The sequence below is a fragment of the Idiomarina sp. D18 genome, from assembly GCF_057748155.1.
In genome coordinates, this window is the sequence record NZ_CM173240.1 from 61,534 (window position 1) to 81,090 (window position 19,557).

Here is a 19,557-nt window from a genome sequence, read left to right on the forward strand (position 1 = left end):
GGGTATCTTCCTTATTCGTTGCTGGCGTTGAGATCACCAAATTCATACTGTATGGCTGCTAAAGCAGTCATCGCAGCGGTTTCTGTTCGCAGAATACGTGGTCCTAAACGAATCGGTTTAAAGCTGTTGTTACGCGCGTGCTCTACCTCAATATCAGTGAAGCCTCCTTCAGGACCAATTATCAATTGGATGCGTTGGGCTGTGCGAGCGCCTTGAATCTGATTGAGAGGTACCTGCGCATAGGGATCGAGAGTTAAGCGTAAACCGTCAAAAGGTGTCTTTACAAAGTCATCCACTGACACCGCGGGAAGCACGGTAGGGACATGACTGCGACCGGATTGCTCACAAGCAGAAATGACAATTTTCTGCCATTGTTGTTGTTTCTTCTCAAGTCGATCACCGTTTAATTTTACACCGCAGCGCTCGCTGAACAGCGGAGTGATGGCATTAACACCGAGTTCCACTGATTTCTGTAGGGCGAAATCCATCCTGTCTCCGCGCGAAACGACCTGACCTAGGTGAACGAATAGAGGAGACTCGGTGTTGTTGAGTTGGGCACCAATAATTTCAACTTGCGCGCTTTTCTTGGCGACTGAAGTGAGTACTGCTGGGTAATTAAACTCATCGTTACAAAACAACTCAAGCGCCTGACCTTCTTGCATGCGAAGCACTTTGATGGTGTGTTGAAAGGCGTCATCACTGAGCGATACGGTGCTGTTGACCATGAGTGGCTCGGGATGAAAAATGCGTGGAACTCTCATACGACTTAATTGAATCCTTATCTATGAACAGACTTTTGGACGTCTAGAAGTAGAAATTTTTTTATTGATCGGTTAAATTACGCCGTCAGTACTAGTTATTTTAATCAAAATAAAGGAATGGTAGGCATATGTCACGTCACCTATTTACTTCTGAATCGGTTTCAGAGGGCCATCCTGATAAAATTGCGGACCAGATTTCTGATGCCGTACTGGATGCAATTTTAGCAAAAGATATCCGCGCCCGTGTGGCGTGTGAAACCTATGTCAAAACTGGCATGGTATTAGTGGGCGGGGAAATATCCACTTCAGCTTGGGTCGATATTGAAGATTTAACCCGTCAAGCCATCCGTGATGTCGGTTACACACATTCGGACATGGGTTTTGATGCCAACTCTTGCGCGGTACTAAACGCGATTGGTAAGCAGAGCCAAGATATTAATCAAGGCGTAGATCGTGAATCGCCTGAAGCGCAAGGCGCGGGTGACCAGGGTTTGATGTTTGGCTATGCATCTAATGAAACCTCGGTATTAATGCCAGCCCCCATTACCTATGCGCACCGCATTGTTCAGCGTCAGTCAGAGATGCGTAAAAATGGCACGCTCGATTGGTTACGTCCTGATGCCAAAAGCCAGCTGACGTTTCTTTACGAGAATGGTAAACCGGTGGCAATTGATACGGTAGTGCTTTCGACCCAACACCGTGAAGATATCGACCAAGCCACATTGCGTGAAGCCGTGATGGAAGAGATCATTAAGCCAGTGCTACCCGAACAATGGGTTAGCCGTGATACTAAGTTCCACATTAACCCAACCGGTCGATTCGTGATTGGCGGCCCGATGGGTGACTGCGGTTTGACGGGGCGCAAAATTATTGTGGATACCTACGGTGGCATGGCGCGTCACGGTGGCGGCGCGTTCTCGGGCAAAGATCCATCGAAGGTTGACCGCAGCGCCGCATACGCGGCACGTTACGTGGCGAAAAACCTCGTTGCCGCAGGCCTGGCGGAACGCTGCGAAATTCAGGTGTCATATGCAATTGGCGTTGCTGAGCCAACATCAATCAGTATTGATACCTTTGGTACTTCGCAACACAGTGAAGAGAAATTGATAGCGCTAGTACGCCGTCATTTTGACTTGCGTCCTTACGGTTTAATTCAGATGCTTGATCTGGAACGGCCTATTTATCGTGCTACGTCGACCTACGGGCACTTTGGGCGAGAGGAATTTCCATGGGAAAAAACTGATAAAGCCGATGCATTAAAGCAGGATATCTAATTTACGGGTGTTGAATTTTTCGCCCATAAATTTGCTTGAAGCCCCCGAATTGTGGACAATACGCGCACCAACTATGGTTCATCTAATTGCGTGTCACCAATCGGGGGTTTTTCATGTCTGAACGTCGTCATCTCGCCAACGCTATCCGTGCTCTAAGTATGGATGCCGTCCAACAAGCCAACTCAGGTCACCCTGGGGCGCCAATGGGCATGGCAGATATCGCTGAAGTATTATGGCGAGATTATTTAAAGCACAACCCAAATAACCCCAGTTGGGCCGACCGCGACCGCTTTGTGCTGTCCAACGGTCATGGCTCGATGCTCATCTACTCGTTGCTTCATTTAACAGGTTACGACCTTAGCATTGACGACATTAAGCAATTCCGTCAGTTACATTCGAAAACCCCTGGCCATCCAGAGTATGGTTATACGCCGGGTATCGAGACAACGACAGGACCTTTAGGTCAAGGCATCGCAAATGCTGTCGGTATGGCGTTAGCGGAAAAAACTCTGGCGGCACAGTTTAACCGTGATGAACATAATGTAGTTGACCACTTCACCTATACCTTTTTGGGCGATGGTTGCTTGATGGAAGGCATTTCTCATGAGGCTTGCTCATTGGCAGGTACACTTGGCTTAGGCAAGCTCATCGCATTTTACGACGATAACGGTATCTCGATTGATGGTGAAGTCGAAGGCTGGTTTACAGACGATACTGCACAACGTTTCGAATCATATAACTGGCACGTGATCCGTGATGTTGATGGGCATGATGCCGATGCCATTAAACAGGCGATTGAAAGCGCACGTAGCGAAACGCAGCGCCCGACATTAATTATTTGTAAAACCGTTATTGGTTTTGGTTCGCCTAATAAGCAAGGGCAAGAAAGTTGCCACGGCGCGCCATTAGGTGATGACGAAATTGCACTCGCTCGCAAGCAATTGAATTGGTCGTATGATCGCTTCGAAGTCCCACAGGATGTGTATCAAGCGTGGGATGCAAAAGACAAGGGTGATGCGATTGAGGCCTCGTGGAATAAGCATTGGACTGCTTATGAACAAGCTTACCCAGAACTTGCTGCAGAGCTTAAACGTCGCTTAGCGGGTGAGTTGCCTGGCGATTTTGAAAACGAGTTGCAGGCTTACATTGAACAATTGCAAGCGAACCCTGAAAACCTCGCAACACGCAAAGCGTCGTTAAATGTATTGAATGAGGTGGGTCCAAAGCTACCTGAACTGCTCGGTGGTTCGGCTGACTTAGCAGGGTCTAATCTAACCTTATGGCAAGGCGCTAAAGGCGTAACAGCTGACGACGCGAGCGGAAACTATGTGTTTTACGGGGTGCGTGAGTTTGCGATGTCGGCGATAATGAATGGAATTACGCTGCATGGTGGCTTCAAGCCTTACGGTGCAACCTTCTTAATGTTTATGGAATATGCGCGCAACGCAGTGCGTATGGCCGCCTTAATGAAGCAGCCCTCGATTTTTGTTTACACCCACGACTCAATCGGTTTAGGCGAAGACGGACCGACTCACCAGCCTGTTGAGCAATTGGCTAATCTGCGCTTAACACCTAACCTCAATTGCTGGCGCCCGTGTGATGCAGTCGAAACCGCGGTTGCGTGGCGCAGTGCGTTGCAAAGCAACGATAAACCAACGGCGTTGGTGTTTAGCCGTCAGGGCATGCAGCAGCAAACACGTGATGCCGAGCAACTGAATAACATTAGCCGCGGTGGTTATATCCTGAAAGAGTGTGATGGCACACCAGACTGTATTTTGATTGCGACGGGTTCTGAGGTCGACTTAGCAGTTGCAGCACATGAGCAATTGGCTGCAAAAGGTATGAATGTCCGTGTTGTTTCGATGCCATCCACGGATGTATTTGATGAGCAGGACGCCGAATACCGCGAGCACGTATTACCTTCAGCAGTGCGTAAGCGCGTTGCAGTTGAAGCCGGTATTGCTGATTATTGGCGTAAATACGTTGGCTTAGACGGCACTGTGATTGGTATGAACTCGTTTGGTGAGTCAGCTCCGGCTAAAGCACTTTTTGAGCACTTTGATATTACCGTGGAAGCGGTTGTTCGCGCGGCGAGCTAAACGAGGTTTGAATTGACGAAGAGAATCGCAATAAACGGTTTCGGCAGGATCGGGCGTAGTTTTCTACGCTCGTTCTATGAGCGCGGCTGGCAGCAACGCTTTAGTATTGTCTTGGTGAACGAGCCCGCGCCATCGGAGTCGATGGCGCACTTGTTGAAGTACGATTCGTCTCACGGTCGATTTCAATTTCCAGTCACGTTGTCTGATGACGATCTTACCGTTGCCGGCGATACGATTAAGTTGAGCCACGAAACCGAAATTGAGCGCGTTGAATGGCAAGCTTACGGCGTTGATATCGTTGTTGACTGTACGGGTGTGTTTGGCAGCCATGCAGACGGAGAGCGCTACTTAAACGCGGGTGTGAGTCGGGTGTTGTTCTCGCAACCCGGTACGCCTGATATGGATGCGACTATCATTTTTGGGGTCAACCAAGATGTATTATTGCCTGAGCATCGCATCGTATCGAATGGCTCTTGTACAACGAACTGCATTGTACCGGTGATCAAATTACTCGACGACGCTTTTGGCATTGAATCAGGTGCGGTCACTACGATCCACTCGGCAATGCATGATCAGCAAGTCATCGATGCTTATCATCCTGATTTAAGGCGCACACGAGCGGCGGGACGGTCAATTATCCCTGTCGATACAAAGCTAGCACGCGGGATTGAACGCATATTGCCTCATTTACACGGTCGCTTTGAGGCGATCGCGGTACGTGTTCCAACTACAAATGTGACAGCGATGGATTTAAGCGTCACGCTACAAACCGATGTCGATGGTGAACAAGTTAACCGATTGATAAAAAATGCAGCTTCCAAAGGGTTACGAGCAATACTCGACTATACTGAAGAGCCTTTGGTGTCGATTGATTTTAACCATGACCCGCACTCTTGCATTGTTGATGGAACTCAGACGCGTGTGAGTCATCGTCGATTGGTAAAACTATTATGTTGGTGCGACAACGAATGGGGTTTCGCTAACCGTTTGTTAGAAACGACTGAATTAATGACACAGCAATAATTATATAAAACTCAACTGAGTAAGGGGATTCAATGTCTGTCATAGCGATGACTGATTTGGACTTACAAAACAAGCGCGTATTGATACGGGAAGATTTAAATGTTCCGGTAAAAGATGGAAAGATCACCTCGGATGCGCGCTTAAGAGCAGCACTACCCACGATTAAATTAGCACTCGAAAGGGGTGCTAAAGTGATGGTGATGTCGCACCTCGGTCGTCCGACAGAGGGCGAGTATGAAGAACAATATTCGATGGCACCTGTAGCAGATTACTTGAACGACGCACTCGAGCAACCGGTTTCTTTAGCGAAGGAATACCTTGATGGTATCGATGTCGCGCAGGGACAAGTGGTGGTGTTTGAAAATGTACGTTTCAACAAGGGCGAGAAAAAGAACGATGATGTTTTAGCTCAGCAATTGGCAAACTTATGTGATGTGTTTGTAATGGATGCCTTCGGTACAGCACACCGTGCGCAAGCCTCAACACATGGCGTCGCAAAATATGCGCCTGTGGCGTGCGCCGGACCGCTGCTTGCTGCAGAGCTTGATGCGCTCGGTAAAGCACTTGATAACCCTAAACGCCCGTTGGTCGCGATTGTTGGCGGTTCTAAGGTTTCGACAAAGCTTACTGTGTTGGAATCGCTTTCGACGGTTGTCGATCAACTCATCGTCGGTGGCGGTATTGCAAACACCTTTATCGCAGCCCAAGGGCACAATGTCGGAAAGTCTTTGTACGAGAAAGAGTTAGTACCTGAAGCACAACGTCTGATGGCGGCCGCCAAAGCAAAGAATGCAGAAATTCCGTTGCCTGTTGATGTTGTGACGGGACAGGCGTTCAGCGCCGATACAGTAGCAGAGACCAAAGCGGTTGAATCGATCAAGGATTCAGATATGGTATTTGATGTTGGGCCTAAAACATCAGAAATGCTGGCAGAGAAACTGAAAGCAGCTGGTACTATCGTATGGAACGGTCCAGTTGGGGTCTTTGAATTTGAGGCATTTAGTAAAGGCACCGAATCAATGGCGAATGCAATAGCCAACAGTGAGGCTTTTTCAATTGCTGGCGGCGGGGATACGCTCGCTGCGATTGATCAGTTTAATATCGCTGATAAGATAAGTTATATATCAACGGGTGGAGGCGCATTTCTTGAATTTTTAGAAGGCAAAAAGTTACCCGCGGTAGAAATTTTAGAACAGCGCGCACAAGACGCATAAATGCACGCCGAAAACTAAGGAGAATTACATGGCCATTGTGTCACTAAGACAAGTACTTGATCACGCAGCAGAGAATGGATACGGCGTTCCTGCTTTTAACGTAAACAACCTAGAACAAATGCGCGCGATCATGCAGGCAGCTGATAAAACCAATAGCCCGGTCATTGTACAAGCCTCAGCAGGGGCTCGGAAGTATGCCGGTGCTCCTTTTTTGCGTCACTTAATAGAATCGGCTGTTGAAGAGTGGCCTCATATTCCAGTGGTTGTCCACCAAGACCACGGTACGTCACCGGCGGTGTGTCAGCGATCAATTCAGTTGGGCTTCAGCTCGGTCATGATGGACGGCTCATTGCTTGACGACGGTAAAACGCCAGCGGATTACGATTATAACGTGCGTGTTACTAAGCAAACCGTTGAGATGGCGCATGCGTGTGGGGTATCAGTCGAAGGTGAATTGGGCTGCCTCGGTTCGCTTGAAACAGGAGAAGCTGGTGAAGAAGATGGTGTCGGCGCTGAAGGTAAACTGTCACATGACCAATTGTTGACGGATCCTGAAGAGGCGGCGGCTTTTGTTGCTGCGACGGATGTTGATGCGTTAGCCATCGCATGTGGAACGTCACACGGCGCATATAAGTTTACTCGCCCGCCTACGGGTGACATCTTATCGATTGACCGTATTAAAGAGATTCACCGTCGTATTCCTAATACGCACCTTGTAATGCACGGTTCATCTTCTGTACCGCAGGACTGGCTGAAAATCATCAATGAATTTGGTGGTGAAATACCAGAAACCTATGGTGTGCCGGTTGAGCAAATTAAAGAAGGTATCAAAAACGGTGTTCGTAAGGTCAACATTGATACGGATCTTCGCTTAGCTTCAACAGGCGCAGTGCGTCGTCACTTGGCTGAAAATCCAAGTAATTTTGACCCGCGCAAGTATTTGCAAGCGGCTACCGACGCGATGCAAAAGATCTGTGAAGATCGGTACTTAGCTTTTGGTTGTGAAGGTCAAGCAGACAAAATCAAGCCCATTACATTGGAAAAAATGTTTCAATTGTACGAGGCGGGCAGTTTGAAGGCTGTCATTAAGTAACGTAAAGTAGAGCGGATGCTCATGAACGAGCCGGCGCGCCGGCTCGCATGCAAAGTGGGGTTAATGTGCGTTTATCAGTATTAGTAGCAAGTATACTTCTACCATTTGGTGTGCAGGCTCAAACGTTTATGTTTGATGATGCCGAGGATATGGATACGACAACGGAAGAGGCTTGGGAAGCAAGTGCCGAGTTTGGTCTGTTATTCACGACGGGTAATACCGAAACGGAAAGCTTAAAGGCCAAACTAAATGTCGCAAAGGATATCAGGAACTGGCGCCACAAAGGTGTTTTGGATTACTACACAGCAGAACAAGAAAACCAAGACACGGGTGAAACAACCGAGACAGCAGATCGCTTGTTTTTATCGGCGCAATCAAACTATAAGTTTGAGCCAAACAGTAAGTCATCATTGTTCATCTTCGGCTCCTATGAAGAAGATGTATACAGTGGCTATGAGTATCAGAGCACATTAGCTATCGGTTACGGAGCACGCTATCGCTACAGCGAAAATCTGTACGCTGACTATGAAGTCGGTCCGGGTTATTCTCGTGTGAAGCCGGTTGATGAAAATCGAAACCCACTAGAAGCTGAAGGTTCAGCAATCTTACGTTTAGCGGGCAGTATGACGTGGGATATTTCAGAAAACTCGCGTTTTAATGCATTAGTTTCCTCTGAAATTGGTGAAGAAAACACGAAAAGCCGAGCTGAAGTATCAATTTCTTCCAATATCAACTCATCGTTGGCGTTAAAAGTGTCGGTATCGGGCACTCACAACTCTGAAGTTGCGAATGAAGACATTGAAAACCTCGACACTGAGACCGCGGTAACTGTTGTTTATACGTTCTAAACTCGTTCAGCCGATTAATATAAAAAAAGCCTCTTTCAGTTTTACTGGAAGAGGCTTTGTCATATTTGTGTCATATTTTTGTAGTATATTTTCCACATAACGATAATTAGTCTACTTTGGAGACTAGGTGAGTAGACAGTATCGTTGCTCAGCATAATCGGGCGATTGAATAGTTCTCTATTCAACGTCTGCTTAAATCAAGGTTATATCGGTTGTTAGCGGTTTTATTTAGGGGGCGATTTAGTTACTATTCGCGCCAGCTAACATCGGCTAAAATCCAAGGACCTGTTATGTCTGTAAATTCGTTTTTAGGTGTATTCGCAAAGTCACCTATTAAACCGATGATTGAACATATCGATGAAGTACATCGTTGTGCGGAGTCATTGAAAGACTTCTTTCAAGCGGTTTATAAGGGCGACTGGGACGCTGCTGAAGAACAGCGTAAACGTATTGTAACGCTTGAACAAGCGGCGGATAAGCTAAAACGTGATATCCGTTTGAACCTCCCCGGCGGACTTTTCATGCCCGTTGAGCGGACTGACCTACTAGAGTTAGTTTCTCAGCAAGATCGTATCGCTAACAAAGCGAAAGATATCTCTGGCCTTATCACAGGGCGCCAATTACAAATTCCTGCACATTTGGTTGAGGGCTTTAACAGCTATCTAAACCGGTGTATTGATGCGGTTGCAAAAGCACGTGACACCATTGGTGAATTCGATGACCTTTTGGAAACTGGTTTCCGCGGACGTGAGCGTACTTTAGTTGATAATTTCATTAAAGAGCTCGACGAAATTGAAGCGGATACTGATGAGTTGCAGGTCAAATTACGTCAGCAATTCCGTCAAGTTGAAAACGACATGAATCCGCTCGATGCAATGTTTTTGTATCGTATTCTCGATTGGGTAGGTGACTTAGCCGACCTGTCTGAACGTGTAGGCGCACGCTTCGAATTGATGTTAGCGCGAGTCTAAACGGGAGCTATCAATGGATATTATCAGTTCTTACGGCTTAATTCTGATTGTCATGGCCGGCGTGTTCGGTTTTTTCATGGCATGGGGTGTGGGCGCTAATGACGTTGCAAACGCAATGGGAACTTCAGTCGGTTCTAAAGCGCTTACGATTAAACAAGCTATCCTCATCGCGATGATTTTCGAGTTCGCAGGTGCCTACCTAGCCGGTGGCGAAGTGACCTCAACGATACGTAAAGGTATTATTGACTCAGCCTACTTTGTCGACCAGCCCGAGCTCCTTGTCTTCGGTATGATCTCGGCGCTATTAGCTGCCGGTGTTTGGCTCCTAATCGCCTCGTTTCTTGGCTGGCCAGTATCGACAACCCACTCAATCGTTGGTGCTATCGTTGGTTTTGCTGCCGTTGGCGTTAGTGTTGACGCTGTTTCTTGGGGTAAAGTTGGAGGAATTGTCGGTAGTTGGGTTATTACACCCGCGATATCCGGCTTTATTGCGTATTTGATCTTTATGAGTGCGCAGAAGCTTATTTTTGACCAAGAGGATCCCCTCAAGCGCGCTAAACGATATGTACCTTTTTACATGGCTTTAGCTGGGTTTGTCCTATCACTGGTAACCATCAAAAAGGGTCTTAAGCACGTTGGACTCGGTATGGGTACGGCTGAAGGTTTTGCATGGGCGATTGGTATAGCGATCGTAGTCTTCTTCATTGGTAAAGTTGCGATTGGACGCCTGAAGTTTAAAGAGTCGGCCGATAAAGATATGCACTACACCAATGTGGAGAAAGTGTTTGCGGTGCTTATGGTTGTAACAGCCTGTGCGATGGCATTTGCTCATGGTTCAAACGATGTTGCTAACGCCATTGGACCTCTTGCAGCGGTTGTAAGTGTTGTCTCAAGTGGTGGTGAAATTGCGAGCAAAGCACAGCTTGCATGGTGGATCTTGCCACTTGGTGCATTCGGTATTGTTGCAGGTCTTGCGATGCTGGGTAAACGTGTAATTGCGACCATCGGTAAAGGCATTACACACCTCACGCCAAGTCGCGGTTTTGCTGCAGAATTGGCGGCGGCTTCGACGGTCGTGCTGGCGTCAGGCACAGGCTTACCAATTTCGACGACCCAAACCCTCGTCGGTGCCGTGTTGGGTGTAGGTATGGCGCGTGGTATCGCTGCATTGAACCTAGGTGTTGTACGTAACATCGTGGTTTCTTGGGTGGTGACTTTACCCGCCGGTGCGATTATGTCCATCATGTTCTTCTACATGTTAAAAGGCATCTTTGCCGCTTAACTCCTCGTGTTCCTGAAAAGAAGCTCGCTTAGCCGCGAGCTTTTTTTTTGCTTTCATTAAAACTTTTTTCCAGCCACTATCGACTTAATTACTAAACCAAAAGCAATGGAAGCACGAGTGTTTAAAAAAAGCGATAAAAAGCTCGTCAGTCAAGCGCTCAAAGGTAATCAATCCGCGTGGGTCGACTTGGTAAAGCGATACGAGAAGCTGGTCTATCACTACGGCGTACGCATGTTGCCGAGTCCCGATGACGCATTTGATTTACTTCAAGACACCTTTAGTAGCGTTTTTCGAAGTCTTAAAGACTGGAATCAAGATGATAAATTTAAGCCGTGGTTAATGACCATTGCTCATCGTCGATGCGTTGAGTTCTACCGCCGTAGGCACATTGATGTGCTAGACAATGAGCTACAAACGGATCTGATAGACGAGTCTACTTTTGGTCAGCCAGAACCGGAGCTGAGTGATCAACAACAAGAAGCTGCGTTGGTCAAAGCGATTAGAGCGCTACCATTAGCGCAACGCATGGTAGTTGAACTGAAGTTTTTTCAACATCTTACGACACGCGCTATCGCAACGCAGTTGCAAGAGTCAGAAAATACGATTAAGTCACGGCTGTATAGCGGAGTCGAGAAGTTAAAGCGTGAGCTGGAGGTAATTAATGGCTAACTACGAATCGAATTACGAATTACAGTTCGAGCAATGGCTAGATGGGCACCTATCAAAGTCGGCTGAACTAGAGCTAGCGGAGCAGTTAGCTGCTCATGCACCCGAATTACATAAACGCATGCAGTCGATTCGCTGGATGCAACAGCAAGCCGACGGCTACCAAGGTGAACGCGTACCTGATTGGAATCGCCAGGGAACAGGTCCACAGCCAAGAGTAAACCGCTGGGCGAATCCGTGGAGCTTTGCCGCGTTTGCGCTCTCCTGTGCTGCACTTGCGATGGTGTCTGTGCTTGTGGTTAAACAGCAACTAACGGAACAGTTTGATGAACGCGTAGCTGCTGTGGTGGAGCAAAAGCTCAGTGTATTTGAACAGCAACAGAATATTGCATTAGCTAAGCAGGAAAAGGCGCTGCGAGCTAATTTTAGAGAGCAATTATCAACGTCAACCGCCCAGCTCGCAACTTATATAATGGCAACGAATCGTGCCGAGCGAAAAGACGATATGAGTCAATTAGTTGAGTACATGAATGAAACGCGCAGTGAGGATTTAAATTTCTATACCGCGCAATTGCGCCAAGTTGCGCAGCAACCGATTCTATTAAAAGAGGAGAATCAATGATGAAACGTTGGTTATTATCGCTCAGTATCGCCAGTGCACTGATGTTGCCTGCGACCGCGAGCATTGCACAAGAAGCTGATCATCAAGGACTGAAGAATCAAATTGAAATTTTCAAAGATATTTTGACGACGGCGGCTAAGCAACAAGACGGCACAGAGAGTTCACGACTGGACGATGTCGAGTTCACTTATCTTAGAGGCCAGGGTGTGGTGTTTTTTGTTCGTTCAGCACGCATGCCATGGCGTATTGTAGCCCCGGACGTACCAGAACCACCTATGCCGCCGGAAATGCCGGAGATGAGTGGTTTTGCTAAGGATCTCCAGCTGGATCGGGTCGTTGAAGAAGGTCTACGCACGGCACACCGCGTATTAAGTCAGTTTAGTGGCGAATATTCAGATGAGTGGTTTGAGCTCGTTGAACAAAAGCGAGAACTTGCTTGGGAAGTGCGCGACTTGAATCGAGAGCTTCGAGACATTGAGTTTCAGCGTGATGTGCAGGATAAAGCGTCAAAAGCTGAGATGAAGACGCACAAGGAGGAACTTGAGGCGCGCTTAGCTGAGCTCAAAGCTCAACAAAAGCAGCTTGATATCGAGCTGAACGAAATGAAAAAAACGCTAAAAGCAAAGCAAGAAAAGGTGCAAAAAGAGAGACTGCTCACGCAAGAGAAAAGTATTGAAGCTATCGAGCAGGTTTTCACTCGCGTTTTATGTGATTACGGTATTACACTGAAGTCTCTACCAGACAGCGAACAGGTGAGTTTGGTCATTCGTGATGCGTCTGTTAGTGACAAAAAGCGTTTAGACAATATTTATGTTTTTGAAAAATCAGCGATCAATGCATGTGAAAGTGAGCCTGCTGATTTACTAGAACAGGCACAGAAATATAAATTTTAGTCGGCTCTGTGTTCTATTCTCCTATGCGGCAGCCGTGACAGGCTGCCCTGTTTCGAGTAAAATTCGCGCACTTGATAGAAACAGCGGATTTTACGGAACATGTCATATGCGTCAGAGGGTTTAAAAGTCAGCGACTTTAGCTTTGACTTACCCGACGAACTTATTGCTCGATATCCTCAGCAACAACGTACAGCAAGTCGTATGTTGCGAGTTTTAGCTCAACAAAACCGTATTGAACACGGTCAATTCACGGATATTGTGGATCAACTGGAAGCGGGTGATTTACTCGTATTCAACGACACTCGCGTCATCCCTGCCCGTTTATTGGGAGAGAAGACATCGGGTGGCAAAGTTGAAGTGCTTGTTGAGCGCATGTTAGATGACAGTCGGGTTTTAGCGCATGTAAGAGCCAATCGCGCACCTAAGCCAGGTGCCGAGTTTTTACTCGAAGGAGCGGTAAAAGCAACGATGTTGGCACGCCATGATGCGTTGTTTGAGCTTGAGTTTAATCATCAGGAGACCGTTCTTGAGTTACTCGAAGCACATGGCCATATGCCCCTCCCACCCTATATCGATCGTCCGGACGAAGAATCTGACAAAGAGCGTTATCAAACCGTTTATAACCGAGAGCCAGGTGCAGTGGCTGCTCCAACGGCTGGACTGCACTTCGATGACGCCATTTTGCAGCAGCTTAAGGATAAAGGCGTCGAATTCGGTTATGTAACTTTGCATGTTGGAGCCGGAACGTTCCAACCTGTGCGTGTCGATTCGATTGAAGAACACGTTATGCATAGCGAATATGCCAAAGTCGATACGAAGGTATGCGAGCAAATTAAAAAGGTGAAGCAAGCGGGCAAACGTGTAATTGCTGTAGGAACCACGTCGGTGCGTTCACTTGAGTCGGCGGCGCAGGCTACTGACGAACTTATTGCTCCATTTTTTGATGATACGGATATCTTTATTTATCCCGGTTATGAATTTAAGGTCATTGATGGCTTGGTAACAAACTTTCATCTACCTGAATCCACCTTGATTATGTTGGTATCCGCATTTGCCGGTAAAGAATTGATTATGAACGCCTATCAACAGGCGATTGATGAAAAATATCGCTTTTTTAGTTATGGCGATTCGATGCTAATTTTACGATAAGAATTGAGACTGTAGTAATGATGAAATTTGAACTAGATAAAACTCAAGGGCGCGCGCGTCGAGGGCGTATGGTGTTTGAGCGCGGTACCGTTGAGACGCCTGCATTTATGCCGGTAGGTACGCTGGGCACCATCAAGGGTATGACACCGGAAGAGGTCGAGGCGACTGGCGCTCAGATTTGTTTGGGTAACACGTTCCACTTAATGCTCCGTCCAGGTACGTCAGTGATTCAGCAACACGGTGACCTCCACGATTTTATGAACTGGGATAAGCCGATTTTAACGGATTCCGGTGGTTTTCAGGTCTTTAGTCTAGGTGAACTGCGCAAAATCGATGAAGAGGGTGTGACTTTCCGTTCGCCTATCAACGGCGAGAAAATTTTGCTAACGCCGGAAAAATCCATGCAAGTTCAGCGTGAGTTGGGTTCTGATATTGTCATGATTTTTGATGAGTGTACGCCGTATCCAGCGACTCAAGCAGAGGCGCGTAAATCAATGGAGCTGTCTTTGCGTTGGGCTCAACGTTCAAAAGCTGCGCATGAAAGCAACGATGCTGCATTATTTGGTATTATCCAAGGCGGAATGTACGAAGAACTGCGTGATATCTCGTTGGAAGGACTCACCGATATCGGTTTTGATGGTTATGCTGTCGGTGGTCTTTCCGTTGGCGAGCCTAAAGAAGATATGATGCGTATTCTTGAGCACACTGCGCCAAAAATGCCTGAACATAAGCCTCGTTATTTGATGGGCGTTGGTAAGCCGGAGGATCTGGTTGAATCAGTGCGCCGTGGTATTGATATGTTTGATTGTGTGATGCCAACGCGTAACGCACGTAATGGTCATCTGTTTGTGTCAACGGGTGTCATTAAAATCCGTAATGCGGTGCACCGCAATGACACCTCACCACTCGATGAGCAGTGCGATTGCTATACCTGTAAAAACTACTCACGCGCTTATCTACATCACTTGGATCGTACTAATGAAATGCTAGGTGCGCGTCTGAATACAATTCATAACCTGCATTTTTACCAACGCGTGATGCAAGGCATGCGAGATGCGCTTGATGCAGGAACGTTTGACGATTATGTAAATGCATTTTATGCCGCTCGCGGTCAATCGGTTCCTTCGCTTGACTGAGCATCCAGTTGGGTGAAAAAGCTTCTGATCTCCTGCGAATTAGGTTTCATTGCGAGAGCGCGCGCCGCGGCTCGCAATGATTCGCGCTCCCACTGCTCGGCTTGTTTCGGTTTGTCTTGCTGCAATAGCGTAAGCTGATGATAGAGTCGTGCCAGAGCTAAATGATATTTTGCAGTGCGTTCCTCGGGCTTTTCACTCTCTAAGTAAGTCGTGGTCTCGAGTAATAAGGCATTCATTTCCGAACGACTGAGCAAAGGTGCAATGGCGACGAGCAACTCTGTCATCTCAGCAGCAACCGATGTGCTATGTTGTTGCTCTTTAAAAGAGCTCTTAAAGTAGTTTAAGGCGAGTAACGACTGTTGCTTTGCCCGTTCCAGTTGATTGCTCTCGATCAGTTCTCGAGCGTAGTGACTGTGGGCAAGCGCCTGTTCAATATGACTACCTGCTTCGACCACTTCGGTGCGCTCAGCCGTTGCACTATCAGCGAAATGATAGTGCATGATACTGATCGCGATCGTTGCGACGAGTGAGGATACGAGTAAGGTGACTGATGCCGGCACCAGCCATGGAAAACGGCGGTATCGGTAATCAGTTAATTGTTGTGCTAATAGTTGTGCGCTGCTGGTGCGCTCGTTTGGATCTCGGTGCAAACAGTTAAGTATAATATTGCGCAGGCGAGTCGGGCAGCGATCAGCGTATTGTTTGAGCTGGCGCTGGGGTTCGTCAGAGGGGGCTTGACCCGTGACTAGGAAAAACAGCAGCGCACCCAACCCATAAATATCTACTGCTTTTGAACGCCCGCTAGTATTGGGTTCACTTCCGGGTTGTTCCGGAGCTGAAAATAGCGGGCTGACACCAAAGCCTTTGTGACGGTTGGATGATGCGCGTCCTGCAATACTAAGGTCAATTAGTGTCGGAATCGATTCGTCACTCGAGTCGTATTTAACAATGACATTAGTGGGGTTTATGTCGTTATGAACAAGGCCCTCGCTGTGCATATGGCTGACCCCCTCAGCCAACTGCAATACCAGTTTGACCGCATCGTTAATACTCAGCTGACCAGCAAGCTCGGTCACTCGGGGACCCTCAATCAGCTCCATGACCATATAAAGAGAAGAGTGGTCTTCAGAAGGTTCGCCCACATCATAAACACCGCATAGCGATGGGTGGTTCAACTTGGCTAAGGCTCGGGCTTCTGCGACAAGTCGTTGCCGAGAAAGAAAAGTTGGATTCTTGATGAACTTGATGGCAACCATTCGTTGGAGTAGCTCGTCCCACGCTTTAAAAACAACGCCACTACCTCCGCTACCCAAAAAATCACGACAACGAAAACGCTCGGGAATTGAGTACGGAAATTGTAGGCCATTTTTTGTATTGGTCGAAGCTTCGTCCAAATCAAAAATCCTTAATCTATTAGGTTTTACCTGTTTTGAGTGTACAGACAGAGTTATCAGCCGGGCAATCAGAGACGTTGACTTGACGTATGTTATGGTAGTTTGGCGTTAATTGACGTCATAAAAAATTTATGTGTGTTTAGCTTAACAATTGTCAACTTTACGCTATGCTGATCTCATAACAATAAAAATTAACTATAAAAATGCTAGATAAGATCAGTCATAAAATTGTACCAACTTTTAATCAAAAGGTTGAGTTAAGTGGTACGTTTGCCGGTGAACCTTTTGTTTTCTCTGTCACGTTGTTAGGTCAACAATACCCTCAGTACCTGATTTTAGGACTGGGTTACCAAGCACGTTGGGAGAAAGTGCTACCCGCCATTAAGGAAAGCGAGAATTTACGCCTTAAGTTGATTTCAGATGAGGGCGAAATGATCGCAGCGCATGTCAGCTTAATACACGCGACTCATTTCCCGGAAAAACTGTTGTTTATGAGTTATCCGGAGCAAGGTATTGCTCGTTCTTTACGCCAGTCCCCGCGAGTGGGTATTGATTACCCTGCGCAACTGCAGGTTGCGAACCATTTTCCCTATATTAATGGAAGCATTGTTGATATTGGGCGCGGAGGTGTGGGCTTCGAAACTACTCAGCAATTGCCTAGCATGATGAGCGATCTCTGTGATCGCGATGTAAAACTGCATATTGGTAAGGACGATCAGCAGCGTTGGTCGTTAAGCGGTCGACTCCGTTTACTTCAAGAGCACCGACCGAATGTATGGCACGTTGGAATAAAGTGCGAATTGAGCGTGGCGGAGTGTGAGGAGGTTTTATACCATTTAGTGAGTCATCAAAATGCGATCGATCGTTTGATCAATAATGATCAATCCAATGATTCATATTCGAATAACACTTTACAAGTCTAGTTTCACTCGGTACAATTCACCACCAATTAAACCCTTGCGGTTATTTTTTAAACAACATAGATAATTTTTTCCGAGGTGATGTTTTAATGCCAGTCGTTAAAGTGAAAGAAAACGAGCCGTTTGACGTAGCACTGCGTCGCTTTAAGCGCTCTTGTGAAAAAGCAGGTGTTCTGTCTGAAGTTCGTCGTCGCGAACATTATGAAAAACCTACAGCAGAACGTAAGCGCAAAAAAGCTGCAGCAGTTAAGCGTCACGCCAAGAAATTGGCTCGCGAGAACGCGCGTCGCACTCGTTTGTACTAAGATACACGAGTAGCAGACAGCGATATTCACTTTTCGCAGCTTGCACTTAGACTTAATTCGTTAAGTTACGTGTTGGAAGCCGTGTCCTAAGCGACGCGGCTTTCGTGTTTGTAGACGAAGATAAAAGATAAGTTGAGGGCATGGCAGGACTCATTCCGAAAAGCTTCATCCACGACCTACTTGAGCGAGCTGATATCGTCGAAGTAGTGGATAGCCGTGTACCTTTAAAAAAAGCAGGGAAAAACCATCAGGCCTGTTGTCCATTCCATAATGAAAAAACGCCTTCGTTTACGGTCAGTGCCGATAAGCAGTTTTACCACTGTTTTGGGTGCGGTGCACACGGTAATGCAATCGATTTCATTATGGAGTTTGATGGCCTAAACTTTCCCGATGCCGTCGAAGAGTTGGCCTCAAGTTTAGGTGTGCAGGTGCCTCGTGAAGAGGGTCACGATCTACAAAAACAACACCAACAGCAGGCACAGCTAAAAAATGACACTGAATTGATGGCGCAATGTACGCGATTTTTTCAGCATCAGCTCAAGCATCACGCGAACTCAGAAAAAGTAATTACTTATTTAAAGCAACGCGGCTTATCGGGTGACATTGTCAAACGGTTTCAAATCGGTTATGCCCCCGATGCCTGGGATAGTTTGTTGACCACCATGGGCGTTGAGCCACGTGCGCGTCAACAGCTCATCGATTTGAAGTTGGTCAATGTTAATGACCAGGGTCGAAAGTTCGATTTCTTTCGTGATCGCGTGATGTTTCCTATCCACGATCGTCGAGGCCGTGTCGTTGGCTTTGGTGGACGTGTGATTGATAGTGACGGTCCTAAATACTTGAACTCACCCGAAACACGCTTGTTTCATAAGGGCCAAGAGCTATATGGCTTTTGGAATATGCAGCAGCGTTTACGCCGACCCGAGCAAATTTGTATTGTTGAGGGTTACATGGATGTTGTCGCGTTAGCGCAAGCCGGTATCGACTACGCGGTCGCTTCTCTCGGGACTGCAACGACTACTGAACAATTACAGCGTTTATTCCGTACATCTAATAGAGTGGTGTGTTGTTATGACGGTGACCGAGCCGGAAGAGATGCGGCGTGGCGGGCGTTAGAAAATGCACTGCCGTTGCTAAAAGATGGTATCGACTTAAGCTTCCTATTTCTACCTGAGGGTGAAGATCCTGACTCGGTGGTTCAAAGTAGTGGTAAGGAAGGGTTTGAGCGTTACTTAAATCAGGCTAAATCCTTTGTCGATTACTTTTTCGAGCATTTGTCGGAAGACGTTGATGTAAATACAGAGTCTGGACGCTCAGCTTTATTAAGTGAGGCGAAACCGCGTATCGAGCGGATTGCCAGTGACTTTTATCGTGAGTCGCTAATGCAAAAACTGGCACAGCTCTTAAGAAGGGAAACGTCGCAACTGGAACGCTATGTTGACACGCCGCAGCAACGCAAGGCAAAACCAGATGCGGTAAAAATGACGCCGTTGCGCCGTGCCGTTGCTCTTATCGTGCAGTATCCGCAGTTGGCGAAAGAGGTGCCCGTTAAAGCAGAGCTAGGCGAACTTAAGTTGCCAGGTATGGATTTATTTATCGCGCTTCATCAACAGTGTAATGAGCGTGATATGACGACAGCCCAGGTGCTAGAGCATTGGCGCGATACGCCGTATCAAAAAGCACTAGAAAAACTTGCCGTGTGGCAACATGGACTTGATGAACACAATATGGAGCAAGAGTTTAAGGATATCTTTGTTTATTTAATTGACCAATATGTGGAACAAAGAGCCGACGAACTGCTCAAAAAGGGGCAACAAACGCCCTTGAATAAAGCGGAAAAGCAAGAATATTTAATGCTGGTTAAGCATTTAAGAACACGTAACTGACTAGGCTATAATCAGCGTTTT

The 19,557-nt window shown here is 47.0% G+C and carries 18 protein-coding genes; 16 read left to right on the forward strand and 2 right to left on the reverse strand.

Annotated features, from left to right (window positions below; translation table 11 throughout):
• Positions 1–11 precede the first annotated feature (11 nt).
• A complete protein-coding gene (locus tag AC3AP5_RS00285) occupies positions 12–761 on the reverse strand; it encodes a 16S rRNA (uracil(1498)-N(3))-methyltransferase (RefSeq protein WP_487326873.1) in 750 nt (249 codons plus the stop codon).
• A 128-nt stretch (positions 762–889) separates the two neighbouring features.
• Between AC3AP5_RS00285 and metK the strand changes: the two genes are divergently transcribed.
• From metK to tgt, 13 genes are all read left to right on the forward strand, one after another.
• The gene (gene metK / locus AC3AP5_RS00290) at positions 890–2,035 is read left to right on the forward strand and encodes a methionine adenosyltransferase (protein WP_487326874.1); all 1,146 of its coding nucleotides are present in this window, start codon (positions 890–892) and stop codon (positions 2,033–2,035) included.
• Positions 2,036–2,148: 113 nt separating this feature from the next.
• Positions 2,149–4,134, forward strand: a complete 1,986-nt coding sequence (tkt, locus tag AC3AP5_RS00295) for a transketolase (protein WP_487326875.1) — start codon at positions 2,149–2,151, stop codon at positions 4,132–4,134.
• Between the two features lie 12 nt (positions 4,135–4,146).
• Positions 4,147–5,157: an erythrose-4-phosphate dehydrogenase gene (gene epd, locus AC3AP5_RS00300; RefSeq protein ID WP_487326876.1), complete on the forward strand. Its 1,011-nt coding sequence runs from the start codon at positions 4,147–4,149 to the stop codon at positions 5,155–5,157.
• A 32-nt stretch (positions 5,158–5,189) separates the two neighbouring features.
• Positions 5,190–6,371: a phosphoglycerate kinase gene (locus tag AC3AP5_RS00305; RefSeq protein ID WP_487326877.1), complete on the forward strand. Its 1,182-nt coding sequence runs from the start codon at positions 5,190–5,192 to the stop codon at positions 6,369–6,371.
• Positions 6,372–6,399: 28 nt separating this feature from the next.
• Positions 6,400–7,464, forward strand: a complete 1,065-nt coding sequence (fba, locus tag AC3AP5_RS00310; protein ID WP_006954250.1) for a class II fructose-bisphosphate aldolase — start codon at positions 6,400–6,402, stop codon at positions 7,462–7,464.
• A gap of 65 nt (positions 7,465–7,529) precedes the next feature.
• The gene (locus AC3AP5_RS00315; RefSeq protein WP_272978675.1) at positions 7,530–8,312 is read left to right on the forward strand and encodes a DUF481 domain-containing protein; all 783 of its coding nucleotides are present in this window, start codon (positions 7,530–7,532) and stop codon (positions 8,310–8,312) included.
• Positions 8,313–8,602: 290 nt separating this feature from the next.
• Positions 8,603–9,283, forward strand: coding sequence for a TIGR00153 family protein (locus tag AC3AP5_RS00320; RefSeq protein ID WP_006954248.1), 681 nt, complete (start codon positions 8,603–8,605; stop codon positions 9,281–9,283).
• Positions 9,284–9,296: 13 nt separating this feature from the next.
• Positions 9,297–10,565 carry an inorganic phosphate transporter gene (locus AC3AP5_RS00325; RefSeq protein WP_006954247.1) on the forward strand — a complete coding sequence of 423 codons (1,269 nt, stop codon included), beginning with the start codon at positions 9,297–9,299 and terminating at the stop codon, positions 10,563–10,565.
• 117 nt (positions 10,566–10,682) lie between these two features.
• Positions 10,683–11,234: an RNA polymerase sigma factor gene (locus AC3AP5_RS00330; RefSeq protein WP_006954246.1), complete on the forward strand. Its 552-nt coding sequence runs from the start codon at positions 10,683–10,685 to the stop codon at positions 11,232–11,234.
• Positions 11,227–11,853 (forward strand): hypothetical protein, encoded by a 627-nt coding sequence (locus AC3AP5_RS00335; protein WP_487326878.1) that lies wholly within the window; start codon positions 11,227–11,229, stop codon positions 11,851–11,853. Before AC3AP5_RS00330 ends, AC3AP5_RS00335 begins: the two co-directional genes overlap by 8 nt.
• On the forward strand, positions 11,850–12,746 hold the full coding sequence (locus tag AC3AP5_RS00340; protein ID WP_286681574.1) for a hypothetical protein: 897 nt from the start codon (positions 11,850–11,852) through the stop codon (positions 12,744–12,746). The genes AC3AP5_RS00335 and AC3AP5_RS00340 overlap by 4 nt, the downstream gene beginning before the upstream one ends.
• 99 nt (positions 12,747–12,845) lie before the next feature.
• The gene (queA, locus tag AC3AP5_RS00345; RefSeq protein WP_006954243.1) at positions 12,846–13,895 is read left to right on the forward strand and encodes a tRNA preQ1(34) S-adenosylmethionine ribosyltransferase-isomerase QueA; all 1,050 of its coding nucleotides are present in this window, start codon (positions 12,846–12,848) and stop codon (positions 13,893–13,895) included.
• Between the two features lie 20 nt (positions 13,896–13,915).
• Positions 13,916–15,031 carry a tRNA guanosine(34) transglycosylase Tgt gene (tgt, locus tag AC3AP5_RS00350; RefSeq protein WP_487327316.1) on the forward strand — a complete coding sequence of 372 codons (1,116 nt, stop codon included), beginning with the start codon at positions 13,916–13,918 and terminating at the stop codon, positions 15,029–15,031.
• On the opposite strand, the gene AC3AP5_RS00355 is transcribed toward tgt, so the two are convergent.
• A complete protein-coding gene (locus tag AC3AP5_RS00355; protein WP_487326879.1) occupies positions 15,007–16,425 on the reverse strand; it encodes a serine/threonine-protein kinase in 1,419 nt (472 codons plus the stop codon). The two genes, tgt and AC3AP5_RS00355, sit on opposite strands and share 25 nt — an antisense overlap.
• 203 nt (positions 16,426–16,628) lie before the next feature.
• On the opposite strand from AC3AP5_RS00355, the gene AC3AP5_RS00360 reads away from it, so the two are divergent.
• From AC3AP5_RS00360 to dnaG, 3 genes are all read left to right on the forward strand, one after another.
• A complete protein-coding gene (locus tag AC3AP5_RS00360; RefSeq protein ID WP_287832173.1) occupies positions 16,629–17,348 on the forward strand; it encodes a hypothetical protein in 720 nt (239 codons plus the stop codon).
• A gap of 86 nt (positions 17,349–17,434) precedes the next feature.
• Positions 17,435–17,650 carry a 30S ribosomal protein S21 gene (gene rpsU, locus AC3AP5_RS00365; protein WP_006954239.1) on the forward strand — a complete coding sequence of 72 codons (216 nt, stop codon included), beginning with the start codon at positions 17,435–17,437 and terminating at the stop codon, positions 17,648–17,650.
• A gap of 140 nt (positions 17,651–17,790) precedes the next feature.
• Complete coding sequence (gene dnaG, locus AC3AP5_RS00370) at positions 17,791–19,536, forward strand: DNA primase (RefSeq protein WP_487326880.1); 1,746 nt, start codon at positions 17,791–17,793, stop codon at positions 19,534–19,536.
• Positions 19,537–19,557 lie beyond the last annotated feature (21 nt).